This window comes from Enterococcus sp. AAFC-DPL-6103 (assembly GCF_058216595.1).
Window position 1 is genome coordinate 1,708,846 of sequence record NZ_CM177102.1, and the last position, 12,910, is coordinate 1,721,755.

Here is a 12,910-nt window from a genome sequence, read left to right on the forward strand (position 1 = left end):
CGAACATATATTCTCTATCATATCATAGAAACTCCCCGCCGACAGCGATTTTGTGATAGAATAGACCCACATCAAACGAAAAAAAGGAGATACCTATGACAGAAACAATTGTCAAAACCGGACAAACAGTTCCTTTAAAAATTAAACGACTTGGTATCAATGGTGAAGGCATTGGCTACTTCAAACGATTGATTATTTTTGTTCCCTATGCTTTACCAAAGGAAGAAGTACTTGTGAAAATCACCAAGGCGACATCTCGTTATGCAGAAGCAGAACTTGTGAAAGTAAAAAAATCAAGTAGCCAACGCGTCGTCGCTCCCTGTCCTGTTTATTACGAGTGTGGTGGTTGTCAATTACAACATTTAGCCTACCATGCACAACTCGATTTCAAAAAAGATTTGCTTTTACAAGCACTTGAAAAATTCAAACCTGCTGGCTTCCGTCATTTTCCTTTATTACCAACGATTGGCATGGAAGACCCTTGGCGCTATCGGAATAAAGCTCAATTTCAGTTAAGAAAAAACAAAAAAACCAACCAAATCGAGGCTGGTTTATATCAAGCGAATTCACATAATTTAGTTCCACTGACTGATTGTTTGGTTCAAGAACCTCGAACACAAAAAGTGATGAATACAGTCGTTCGCTTGTTAAATAAATATGATCTACCTATTTATGATGAACGAACAAATAGCGGTATTTTTCGGACAATCATGGTTCGTGTTGGGATCCAGACAGGAGAACTGCAAGTTGTTTTTATTACTCGAAGTCAAAAGTTTCCACAAAAAAATGCACTGATTCGTGAAATCAACGAACGGTTGCCTGAAGTAGTTTCCATTATGCAAAATGTTCAACCTCAAAAAACTTCTTTAGTAATGGGTGACGAAACGATTCATCTTTGGGGAAAAGAAGCAATCGAAGAACGAATCAACGAAGTCACTTTTGATTTATCACCGCGCGCCTTTTTCCAACTGAATCCAGAACAAACAAAAATTCTTTATCAAGAAGGAATCAAAGCGTTAGCCATCGAAAAAGATGAAACAGTTGTGGATGCGTATTGTGGTGTAGGAACAATTGGGTTAAGCGTTGCAAAATATGCAAAAGAAGTTCGCGGAATGGATGTTGTTCCCCAAGCAATTGAGGATGCGAAAAAAAATGCAACACGTTTGGGCTACGACAATACTCGTTATGAAGTCGGAACGGCAGAAGAACTTTTACCTAAATGGCTCGAAGAAGGATTTACTCCTGATGGAATTATCGTTGATCCACCCCGAACTGGTTTGGATGCTAAATTAATTCAATCTTTATTGAAACATCCAGCCAAAAAATTAGTTTATATCTCTTGTAATGTTTCAACCTTGGCTCGTGACTTAGTTGAATTAACCAAATGTTATGAAGTCGACTACTTGCAATCAGTCGACATGTTTCCACAAACTGCTCGCTGTGAAGTCGTTGTCAAATTAACTAAAAAATAAACAGATAAAAATTGTCTCATTTACGATCTATTAATAAAAATCGCCCCACTAAAAATCGGCTGACGACTTTTAGTGGGGCGATTCATTTTTATTTAATAATTTCCATTATAATTGTATTGATTCGTATCTTCCGGTGTATATTGTTCATAATTTTCTTGATTATTGTTTTGATCGTAGTTATTTTCAGTACCATATCCATTGTCTTGATTGTAGTCTTGGTTATAATCCCCATTACCATCTGAGTAGGTGGATGAATAATTGTCTGAATAACTGTTGGAATAGTCATTTGAATAATTATTTGAATATTCATTACCATCGGTGACAGTGCTACTTGAAGTTAGACCCGTCCCATCTTCTGAGTCATCATAGAACATTTGATACGCATTATCATTTTTCAAATTAGGCAACGTGCTACTTGTTTTCAAATCTAATTGTTTTTTCAATTTGTTTTGAACTTTCAATAACTCATTTTGACCAAGAATTTGATAATAAATTTCATTAATTGTTGTGCTTTCCCCTTGTAGCTGTCCTTGGTCGATTTTATTGAATGCTGCAGTATAATTCGTTGCAACATCTAACATATCGTCCCATTCCAAATCCGTCTTCACATTGTTTTCAACTGCTTTTAAAATCTTTTGATAATTGCTCACACCATCTAGACTTAGAACTTTATTGACGATTTTCGTGACAACTTCACGTTGACGGCGTTGACGACCGATGTCCCCTTCTGGATCTTCATGGCGCATTCTGGCATAGGCTAATCCTGTCTCACCGTCTAGCTTTTGTTTGCCAACAGGTACGTGGACTCCATCTAGTGTGAAGTCAATTTTATTATTAACTTCAATCCCACCAACTGCATCAATCAAATCTTTCATTCCATCCAAGTTGATCGTCACATAATGATCAAGTGGTATATCCAACAATTGCTCAATCGAATCCATTGCCATTTCGACCCCACCAAATGCATAGGCGTGATTTAATTTGTCCACTGTTCCATAACCAACGATATTCGTATAAATATCACGATCCAAGCTGACAATTGTTGAAGTTTTCTTTTCTGGATTAACTGTTACAACCATCATGGTATCTGAACGACCTTGTTCTGTCCGTCCTAAGCCACCAGTGTCTAGTCCGAGTAATAAAACGGAAAATGGTTCTCGATCGTCAATACTGACTTTGTCCGATCGTTTAGTTGAAACTCGATTTAAATCCTTTGAAATTTTGTTGACTGTTTGATTTGCTTCACCCATAAATTTGATTCCATATGCCGAAAGTCCGACAATCAAAAGAACAAAAACTCCGAGAAAAGCTAAAACTACTTTTTGCCACCGCTTCATAGTACACCTCTGTTTCACATTTTCTAAAATATTTTCTCATACAACAATTTATTCAGCAATTCCCCACTTTAATCATAATAAAACTTTAAAGAACAGATCAGAAATTATGTAAATTTTCAAAATTCTTCATTATCATACCATAGCACTACTTTCGAGAAAAGGCAGAATTGTGTATAAATGAGTGATAAATTGCATAAAATGAAAAATTTATGCTTTTTTTGAATAAAAGTTATAGTGCCAAGTAGTCAGCTTCTACTAAATGCGCACTATCATACAAAACACTTTCTCTTTTTATCCTATCTTAAGCAAGAACACTTTTATTTTAAAGAACTTTCTAAACGCCACACAAAAAAACTGGAACACCACACTGTCCCAGCTTTCTGATTCAAACTTTATTCATTTTGTTTGTTTATTTCGTAACTTGTTTAACAACCAGACAATTACTGCAATCAATCCGAAAATTATTCCAATCCCTAGCCACATCAACCATGGAAACGGATTTTTGGGTTCTTCGATTGAAACATCTTTTCTATTGTAAGAGTCAGATGTCTTCTTAGTCACCCTAAATAATGTTTCCTCACTCCAATGAAACTCTTCTTTACTAACCGTTGTTTTTAAGCGGTATGTTCCCTCCTCGAACTTTTGCCCCTCTAAAAAGATCAAGTATGTCATACCGCTATTAGGAGCAAATCCAATCGCTTGATTTCCACTTAATCGAGGAGTTTCTTCTTTTTCTTTAAATAACTCATACTGAATATCTGCTGTTGATAAATACGTTGCCTTCGTATTTTGTAACCCTACTTTCACAGCATTTCTACCGTTAACTTGAGTTGGGGAAGCTTCCTTCATTTCCAGAACAGGCGCCATTTTTTCTCGTTCATTTTGTAGCAAAACAGCGATTTCTCGAGAAAAAACATTTTGAATGTTACCTTCTGCTTTTTCTCGTGGCTTTTCTTGAAGATAAATTCCACCAGCAAGCACACCTTCAAATGGTTTATTTGGCATTTTGACAGTTAACACAAGAATTTTTTGCTCATGTCCTTTTAAAAGAAATTCTTTTTGTGACAATTGGACTACTTGTTCAATATCGGCTGGTAACGCTTGTGTTGTATCCTGATTTTTTCCAGAATACTCGACAACACCAAGTTGATTCGTTCTTGCGCGATTAAAAGAAGAAATAATTGTGACTGGTGTCTCTTTTAAATTCGTCACAACTACTTTTAACTGTACTTCTTGTTCAGGTGCTAGTTGTAAATCAAAATAAGCATCATTTTGGGTAGTTATTTCTTGATTCGGTTGAATTTGCGCATCAAAACTTTGTAGTGATTCTCCCTGAATCGGCACCACAAATCCCAATCCTAATCCGACTATTCCCAATATTCCAATCAACCATTTCACAATTATCCCTCCTTTTTTCATCTACTCAACTTTTTATGGTTCGGGTGTTGAAGAAAATGTCCAATTCAAGGTTGTCATATACTCTGCTGCAACTTTATTCGTATTAGCTGGTATCGCTAAAGAAAACTGATTGATTGCCAAGGAAGTATCTCCAGAATTCTCCCCAGCCGTTGCACTTAAGACCGTAAATTCCTGGTTAAATACCTGAATAGCTAATTCATCATTTTCATATGTGCTCGTTGGGCTTAAAGATAAGTTATTTGTAACTGAGCCAAACGACAAACTTAACACTGCATCTGTCAATTCTACTTCGTCACTCGTTTGAAATTGTTCGACTTGTGCTACTTTCACCAACCAAGTTCCCGTAAGATTTCCTCGGTTATCTCGGACGTCGACCGCTCCAGTTGTCGCTGGTGCTGCCTGTTCACCTGTTGTCGTTGCAATCCAATTTTCTGCCGTTACAGTTTGAATTGGGTGTTCACCAAAATTTAAATCAGTCGGAATCTCACTCGTATAATCAAATTCTAATGTCCCCGGAAGATAATTCACTTCTCCTTGTGTCTGTGCGTCTGCAAAAACAAATTGACTAGAAAGTAAGCACAGACCTAACATCGTTAAGCTTGTAAATATTTTCTTTTTCATAACCATTCTTCCTCCTTTAGCAATCTAACTAGGTGTATCTGACAACACCCACTCCAAAACGGTTTGGTAAGTTCCCGTCGATTTCACAGCCTCTTTCGGAACAAATAATTGAAATTCACTAAGATTTAACAAAACATCACCTGGTTGCGTCGTTCCATTTAACTGGATAAGGGGTTGTTGAACACCAACATTTAATCCAACAATCTGGTTGGCGGTGCTACTAACTGAACCTGCAGGAAAAGTTGAAATCAGGTCAGCGTTCTTAATTTGTAATTGTGCCAAAAGTTCATTCGTACCTTGGTTCCATGAAGTTAACTGCTCCACTTTTAACTGCCAAAATTTTTCTACCAATCGCGTATCACTGATTTGAACAACACCTGTCGTTACTTGTTGATTTTCTTTAGCAATCAGTAACTCATCCATTTGCGTTTGAATAACATGTTCACCAAAATCCAAGTTACTTGGAAGAAATGTCGTTTCCATAGCCAACGCTCCTGCAGAAAAATAAATTACCGTCTGCGCAACAGATTCTCCTAGCTGAATCAATGCTTCATCTGTCTGCATAAACATTCCTGTAAAATTTGCAACATAATCACTTGTGGTTGCAGGCGAAGAAACTAGAAAAGGGAATGATGCTTGCGTGTTTCCTAAAATTGAGCCAGCTACCAAGGCACGACTATCAGCTGAAGTTGATGAATTTAAATTATTGATTAATTGATTTAAGGCCGTTGTAAAGGGAGTCAATAACACACCCAAAATCGTTCCAATTAAAGGAATAGACGTAACAACGGTTAATAGATTTTGAACACGATTTTTTAGCGTTGTGGCTAAAATAGGGAATAAACCTTGACTAATGGCTACTTCAAATTGTGTGTTCGTTCTCGGCGTAATCGCAAGAGACAGGTTTTGACTACCAAAATTTTCCGAGGTTAGTTCCGTTAATGCTTGATTCGCAGCTGTTTTATTTGCTGCGGAGACCAGTGGTGAATGAACAATCAAAGAGATGACTGAACTGATTGTCGGCATCAACGCTTGCAATGGGGATTGGCTTAAAGGAACAGTCACCGTCGTCTGTACAATTGCAGATCCATTAACTTGAACATAACCAACCATCTCCATTGGAATTTCAAGTATTCCATATTTTTCACCCGTCGTAATCGCTCCGACTCCTACGCCATTTTCTCCCGTGAGCACAAAAGTAACTGGCGTATTTTCCACATGTAAAAATGGTTTTTCGGCAGTGGTTTCGCTGTTATTTGAAAGTGTTGTTGTCCCAAATAATTCTAGAGAAAGTGCTTGAACGACATGGGTCTGGCTTAAAATAATCCAGATCAAACAGAAAGTCATTCCAAATGCCTGCCAAACTTTTTTTCTTTGAAAAGAACGCATCTAACCCCCTCCCTCACATCCATTTGAATTTAATCAATGAACCATTTGACCGTTGAAACTTCTTCCTAATTTACGGATATACTGATCAATTTGCTGGAAATCGCTTCCTGTTACTGAGCCTTTAGCTAAAATCAAACTATCGTCACTCAATAGCGTTTCCAATTGTTCTGATAATTCTTTTAACGTAGCAAACCAGTGAAACCTCGAATCATTTTGTTGCTCCAAAGCAAAGATTTCTTTGAACTGTTCACCATAACCAAAGATATAATCAGCCTCGGCATCTTCCATATCTTGTTTGATTGCAAGATGAACAGATTTCGCTGCCTCTCCTAAATCAGCAATTTGTCCTAAAATGAGAAAACTTTTTCCTAAATAATAAGGACGTACATCATTAAAGTAGCTAATCGCATTTCTCATAGCCGGTAATGAAGCGTTGTGGGTATCATCAATAAACGTAAATGTTTTTTCTGGTGCAATCATTATTGATGATTTTTCTAAAATTTTGTGCAGTGGTCTAAATGTCTCGAATTTTCTAAGATAAGGTTCGATTGTCCCCTCCATTTCATAAACCACCAGTAACGTTGCTAACGCATTGGAAATCATCCCAGCAGAAGAAACGGTTAGCTTGACAGTCCTCTCTTCATCTAAAAAAGAAATTACTAACTCACAGTACTCTCTTTTTTGTTGCCAGTGCTTAACATAAACATCTGTTAGTGTATCTTGTAATGAATAAGTGTAGATTTTCGCCTCTCTTTTTCTGGCAGCATCAACTAAAATAGTGAACTCTTCTTGCCCCATATCTTTGTTGATAATCGCCGTTCCACCTTTTTTTAACCCCTCAAAAATCTTGGCTTTGTGAATTGCCACACCTTTTGTATCCTTCAATGAACTAAGATGTGCTTCACCAATTGAGGTCACCAATGCAATATCCGGTTCAATCAATTTTGACATAGAACCAGTATCATAGGAATTCAACGCATTTACCGAAACTTCTAAATTAAAGACTTCTGGATCAGTTAATAACTTGCTCATGTACAGTGGAATTGCAAAACGTACATTGTGATTTCCTCGGTTCTCTAACACTTTCTTATCTTTAAATAAATGAGAAATCATCATTCGCGTCGATGTTTTTCCCGCAGAACCAGTAATAGCAATCACGGGTTTAATAAACTCTGCTCGAAGCTTAGCTGACAAATTCAAGAGAAATTCCCAGCTATTCGGAACGATAAACTGTGGTACCTGAACTAAATCATCTGTGATTGGACGTTCTGTTACAATCAAACCAAACTCATTTTCTCTTCCGGCAATTTGTTCATTGCCATCTAGCCATTTAACCGGTTTTCGATTAATATAATTTCTTCTTTCTGACGTGATACAAACAAAAATCGTTGAAGAATAATCACGGTGTTTCTTTAAGTGTCCTGAAAAATATTCTAAATCAGTTATTTCTTGATCCAAATTTTCATACTCTCTGAAATAATTCCCTTCGATTTCCGTTAACACTGTTCGAATGGTCTTCATTTTTTCACCCCGCCTTCTTCATTTATCGATTACCAGCGACCACGTCTTGGACGTGCTTGATTCACGTATCTGGTAGCTGTTTTTTTGATTCTCTCGGGCGAATCATTCCGGTCATTTTCCCAAGGATACAAACCATTTTCATCTTTCTCATACCCAGTTAAATCTTCTGGAGGTTGCTGGTCTTTCCACCCTTTTTTCCGACGTACTTTAAAAATAAAATAAGATAAACCAATCAAAGATAACGCAATGAAACGAATCGTTCCAACCATTAGAATTCCTCCTCTTTATTGGTATGCATTCGATAATTGATCAAGCCTGACAGAAAATGCTCCGCATCGTCAATCCGCATACGAAAACGATCATGTCGGGCAAAGAAGCCATAACAAACAATAGCGGGCTGTTTAAAAAATTGTGCAAATTCCGGGAACATCACACCTGTTGTTATTTCATGTAACACTCTTTTTTCCATCACATGATTGATTCTAGTTTTTGCTTGAAAAAAATCTTTATCCAGTGGAAAGATTTCTTTTCTAAACGGACTCACTTCTAATTTAGTCATCATTTTTGATGCCGCAACTAATAATTCCAGCATTGTTGGATAAGCAGTATCACGTTTATCAATGAAATTGATGTTTTCCAGAGCATTTTTTAATCCAAATTGGTAATATTCCTTTTTCTGTTGATACTTCAGTAATTCATTTGTCGCATAACTTAACCAATGATCGTGATATTTTTGATAATTATTGGCAACGAACTGTGTCATTAGACCTTCACAGATTGTCAAAATTTCTCGCTGCTTCAAAATCTCATAAGCACGCAATAATGCAAATAAAATTTCACCGTCATAGTAAACGATTCTGAACTGTTCTTTCACTTGCAACTGACCATCTAACACATGAATGGTTTTCTTTTCTGCAGTCAGAAATTTATCTTCAACTACTCGGATCAGCTCTTGTAAGAATGAATGAAAGTACTCATCTTGAGTTAACTCGACGTACTTGGCAACAGCGAGTATTGCCGTTGCTTGTGCGCCTAATTTATACTCCACATCTTTTGCTAGTTGCTCTTTGACCAAGAGATACTCATCTAGTTCATCTGTTAAGTGTTTCATTCCCCAAATCAATCCATCTTTTACTGATGTCAACATCTTTTGATCAGAAAAGTATTCAGCTGCTTCTGCTAACGCATATAAGGAAGAAAAATGTCGAACTGAATTGTAGCCTTTAATTGGTTGGTCATAGCAGGGATAATAACCATAAATAAATTTCCCAGTAGAAGTCAGCTGATTTTCTAAATAACTACTTCCTTTATCAATAACTAAATCTGTCATTTGCACTAAATTTTCTCGAGAGATTTCTCGTATTCGATTTCCATTCCCATAGTCCTTAATTGGTAACAGTTGCCCCTTTTCAAAGTAATATGACTTCGTTTCAAACAAATAAAAATCTGAGCGTTGTAAGTAACTTAAATCTTGTTCATTTCTCCCGTATTTTCGTTTGACATAGCCACGATAATTTTGTTCATCGATTTGTAAATCTGGAAGATTTTTTCCCACTTTATGTGCTTTACTTGGCTTCAAAATTGCATTAGCCACAAGTTCTTCCATTAAGAAGCTTCGTTTTCGTAAACCATCGATCCTGACATTAAAATCAACGTAGTTATTTCGACGAACTTTTTTTAAACCTGTTAGGAACTGGGCAAAATCGATTCTCGTTTCTTTTGTCAAAATATCAATTCTTAAATAAGGGGCTTGATTGAATTGATTGATTTTATATGCGGATAAAAAGTTGTTCCAGATCGTCTTGAAATTGTTGCCATAAAATTCAATGACCCGTCCGCGTTCACTAAAATCACCGGTACTAACAATCAACAGTTTATTAGTTGCATTCGTTTCAACTTGATCAATGATTTCTTTTATTGAAGCCAAAACATTTTCGGTCGTCTGAACAAACATATCCTCACCTCATGAAAGATTGATGAAGAGAATGCTCCTCTTCATCAATCTATTTTATTTTGCTACTTAGCTTTATTTATTCTTTTTTCCTTTGCGAATTCTCCAAATTCCTAGCCCAGAAATGAACGCTGTTATTGCTCCTAACAATGAGGTTGAAGCACTTGTTTGATCAGATGTTTTTGGATAATTTTTTGGACTTGTCTTCTGCGTCATGTTAATTCCAGTCCCACCTTTACCACTTGGTGGATAACGGTCATTACCAAGTTGAAGTGGTAATTTTGGCGTCGGTCCTGTTTGTTTAACTGGCGTAGGATCATCTGAATCAGAATCAGAATCTGCATCGGCGTCGGCATCCGCATCGGCATCCGCATCGGCATCCGCATCGGCGTCGGCGTCAGCGTCGGCATCGGCGTCGGCATCTGAATCAGCATCTGAATCTGCATCCGCATCAGCATCCGCATCCGCGTCTGAATCTGCATCTGAATCGGCGTCGGCGTCTGAATCGGCATCTGCGTCTGAATCGGCATCCGCATCCGCATCGGCATCCGCGTCGGCATCCGCATCAGCGTCGGCATCCGCATCCGCGTCAGAATCCGCATCGGCGTCTGAATCGGCATCCGCATCAGCATCCGCATCGGCATCCGCGTCGGCATCTGAATCCGCGTCGGCGTCGGCGTCTGAATCTGCATCTGCGTCGGCGTCAGCATCGGCGTCAGAATCTGCATCGGCATCTGCATCGGCATCCGCGTCAGCATCTGCATCCGCGTCGGCATCCGCATCAGCATCGGCATCCGCATCGGCATCCGCGTCTGAATCTGAATCGGCATCGGCATCCGCGTCAGCATCTGCATCGGCATCCGCGTCTGAATCAGCGTCGGCATCTGAATCGGCATCGGCATCTGCATCAGCATCAGCATCTGAATCTGCATCGGCGTCGGCATCCGCATCGGCATCGGCATCCGCATCGGCGTCGGCATCAGCATCTGAATCGGCATCTGCATCCGCATCGGCGTCGGCGTCTGAATCTGAATCTGCATCTGCATCGGCATCGGCATCAGCATCGGCGTCTGAATCGGCATCAGCATCTGAATCCGCGTCAGCGTCAGCGTCTGAATCGGCATCAGCATCTGCATCCGCGTCGGCATCTGCATCCGCGTCAGAATCGGCATCTGCATCCGCATCGGCATCCGCGTCTGAATCTGAATCGGCATCGGCATCCGCGTCGGCATCTGAATCCGCGTCGGCATCCGCGTCGGCGTCGGCGTCTGAATCTGCATCTGCGTCTGCGTCAGCATCGGCGTCAGAATCTGCATCGGCATCTGCATCGGCATCCGCGTCGGCATCTGCATCCGCGTCGGCATCCGCATCCGCATCTGCATCCGCATCGGCATCCGCGTCTGAATCTGAATCGGCATCGGCATCCGCGTCAGCATCTGCATCGGCATCCGCGTCTGAATCAGCGTCTGCATCTGCATCTGCATCGGCATCTGCATCAGCATCTGAATCTGCATCGGCGTCGGCATCCGCATCGGCATCAGCATCGGCGTCGGCATCCGCATCTGAATCGGCATCTGCATCCGCATCCGCGTCAGAATCGGCATCAGCATCTGAATCCGCGTCAGCGTCAGCGTCGGCATCTGCATCATCGTCATCTTCATCCGGAATAAATGCTTGCGTTGGTAAACTTGGAATATCATTTTCATCGTAAGCGATCAACTGAATTTCATCTAATGGATTAACATCATCTGAAGAAATGGGAATAGTAAAGCTTCCTGTTACTTCATCTGCCGATCCTTCACCAATTAATACACCATCTTTATAAATTCGTACTGTAGCACCAGGATCAGCCATCCCCGTGACTTCATAGCCATCAGCTACATTTCCAGTTACCACAACATTGTAAGGAGCAGTTACATTACTTGCCTCATAGAACACCGGTGTGTACCCGTCATAATTTGAAGCGATGTCAATCGACAACAGATTTGTTTTAATCATCGTTGCTAAAAAACCTGCTTCATATGGATTAGAGATGTCTACTCCTGCTGTCAATAAATCTTGATATGTTGGATCTTGGATCATCGTTGGAATGGTCACAGTTGTTTGACCAAGCACACTGCCATCCACCAAATTACCAATCAACGAAGAGCCTACGTTAACTAGAGCCAAGGCTGTATTGAAAGTAAGAGTAAAAGCTGGTTTAAGTGTAGTATTCAGAGTTGTATTAACTGCGGCTGCCGCGAACGTACCTCCTAGTCCTGAACCAGCAGTCGGAACAGCATCAATAGATTGTACCGCGTTATTCAAATCTGTTAAAATATCCGTCAGTGATTCACGAATGATTACTTCAAGAATCCCTTCTAGTTCAGCATAGATGTACTCATCACCTTGTGCTTCGAGCTGTAGCGCGACATCAGCAGCGGTTAGATTAGTTAAATTATTCAATAAATCTAACTGCGTATAAACTTGTGATAAATCTATTGTTGCTAACGGATTAAGGGCTATCGCTGCATTTATTCCATTTACTAACGTAGTTACTGCACCATTTACAACTGTTAGCAACGGATCTAAGGCATTCGTAGGCAATAGGATTTCAGTTGAGAATGTTCCATCACCGTTTGGCGTTACTAGCCCTTGCATTTCTTCTGGAATTGCTAGAACTGCTAGACGATTTCCTGGTAAAACACTTAAATCAATTCCACTATCCGCTGAAATGATAAAATCAACAGCACGACTGACATTTTCTAAAGGAAAAGGGGCAGAGCTGGTAGTTCCACTTGTGTTAGATGAAGTTAAATTACTGAATAGCTGTCCGTTAATCAAATCTGCATAAACTTCGTTCGTTTCAAGAGTAAAAAGTGGCGTAGCAATTGAAATTGGGGCTAACCCTAACAACATACCTGTTGCCAACGACGTTCCCACAAGCAAGTATTTTTTTGATCGGCGCTTAGTACTTGCTTTTTGGTCCATTAATCTTCGGTAGTCCTTTTTCATGTTTATCCTCCTTTTTGAGACACATCTCCTAACTGTCCAGTCCTCCAACAAAAGAATAAATATGTGAAGCAGCTAACGACCTCCCCTTTATACCCGATTTTTATACCTAAAAGGCGCCTTTTCAGGTATTTTTATTCACTAGCAACTTAAGTTATTCGGAGTTTATCAAGGGTGTATCATAAAATCTATTTTTTTGCTCGTTAGTC

Annotated in this window: 9 protein-coding genes; 1 reads left to right on the forward strand and 8 read right to left on the reverse strand. The window is 39.5% G+C overall.

The genetic code is table 11. The annotated features are described in order from the left end of the window. The first annotated feature begins 95 nt into the window (after positions 1 to 95). Complete coding sequence (gene rlmD, locus AC4BC3_RS08215; RefSeq protein WP_490466241.1) at positions 96 to 1,472, forward strand: 23S rRNA (uracil(1939)-C(5))-methyltransferase RlmD; 1,377 nt, start codon at positions 96 to 98, stop codon at positions 1,470 to 1,472. 92 nt (positions 1,473 to 1,564) lie between these two features. On the opposite strand, the gene AC4BC3_RS08220 is transcribed toward rlmD, so the two are convergent. From AC4BC3_RS08220 to AC4BC3_RS08255, 8 genes are all read right to left on the reverse strand, one after another. Beyond that, positions 1,565 to 2,809, reverse strand: a complete 1,245-nt coding sequence (locus AC4BC3_RS08220) for an LCP family glycopolymer transferase (protein WP_490466242.1) — start codon at positions 2,807 to 2,809, stop codon at positions 1,565 to 1,567. A 396-nt stretch (positions 2,810 to 3,205) separates the two neighbouring features. Continuing rightward, positions 3,206 to 4,207 (reverse strand): WxLIP family cell surface protein, encoded by a 1,002-nt coding sequence (locus AC4BC3_RS08225; RefSeq protein ID WP_490466243.1) that lies wholly within the window; start codon positions 4,205 to 4,207, stop codon positions 3,206 to 3,208. Between the two features lie 33 nt (positions 4,208 to 4,240). Further along, the gene (locus tag AC4BC3_RS08230; protein ID WP_490466244.1) at positions 4,241 to 4,849 is read right to left on the reverse strand and encodes a WxL domain-containing protein; all 609 of its coding nucleotides are present in this window, start codon (positions 4,847 to 4,849) and stop codon (positions 4,241 to 4,243) included. 24 nt (positions 4,850 to 4,873) lie between these two features. Beyond that, a complete protein-coding gene (locus AC4BC3_RS08235; RefSeq protein WP_490466245.1) occupies positions 4,874 to 6,238 on the reverse strand; it encodes an adhesive domain-containing protein in 1,365 nt (454 codons plus the stop codon). Between the two features lie 33 nt (positions 6,239 to 6,271). After that, positions 6,272 to 7,759 carry a Mur ligase family protein gene (locus tag AC4BC3_RS08240; protein WP_490466246.1) on the reverse strand — a complete coding sequence of 496 codons (1,488 nt, stop codon included), beginning with the start codon at positions 7,757 to 7,759 and terminating at the stop codon, positions 6,272 to 6,274. Positions 7,760 to 7,788: 29 nt separating this feature from the next. Next, positions 7,789 to 8,028, reverse strand: a complete 240-nt coding sequence (locus tag AC4BC3_RS08245) for a hypothetical protein (RefSeq protein WP_490466247.1) — start codon at positions 8,026 to 8,028, stop codon at positions 7,789 to 7,791. Continuing rightward, a complete protein-coding gene (locus tag AC4BC3_RS08250; RefSeq protein ID WP_490466248.1) occupies positions 8,028 to 9,713 on the reverse strand; it encodes a hypothetical protein in 1,686 nt (561 codons plus the stop codon). The genes AC4BC3_RS08245 and AC4BC3_RS08250 overlap by 1 nt, the downstream gene beginning before the upstream one ends. A gap of 72 nt (positions 9,714 to 9,785) precedes the next feature. Further along, a complete protein-coding gene (locus AC4BC3_RS08255; protein ID WP_490466249.1) occupies positions 9,786 to 12,704 on the reverse strand; it encodes an adhesive domain-containing protein in 2,919 nt (972 codons plus the stop codon). Between the last annotated feature and the right edge of the window lie 206 nt (positions 12,705 to 12,910).

Coding starts and splice junctions, on each gene's coding strand:
- rlmD (WP_490466241.1), top strand. CDS start 96: ATGACAGAAACAATTGTCAAAACCGGACAAACAGTTCCTTTAAAAATT.
- AC4BC3_RS08220 (WP_490466242.1), bottom strand. CDS start 2,809: ATGAAGCGGTGGCAAAAAGTAGTTTTAGCTTTTCTCGGAGTTTTTGTT.
- AC4BC3_RS08230 (WP_490466244.1), bottom strand. CDS start 4,849: ATGAAAAAGAAAATATTTACAAGCTTAACGATGTTAGGTCTGTGCTTA.
- AC4BC3_RS08235 (WP_490466245.1), bottom strand. CDS start 6,238: ATGCGTTCTTTTCAAAGAAAAAAAGTTTGGCAGGCATTTGGAATGACT.
- AC4BC3_RS08240 (WP_490466246.1), bottom strand. CDS start 7,759: ATGAAGACCATTCGAACAGTGTTAACGGAAATCGAAGGGAATTATTTC.
- AC4BC3_RS08245 (WP_490466247.1), bottom strand. CDS start 8,028: ATGGTTGGAACGATTCGTTTCATTGCGTTATCTTTGATTGGTTTATCT.
- AC4BC3_RS08250 (WP_490466248.1), bottom strand. CDS start 9,713: ATGTTTGTTCAGACGACCGAAAATGTTTTGGCTTCAATAAAAGAAATC.
- AC4BC3_RS08255 (WP_490466249.1), bottom strand. CDS start 12,704: ATGAAAAAGGACTACCGAAGATTAATGGACCAAAAAGCAAGTACTAAG.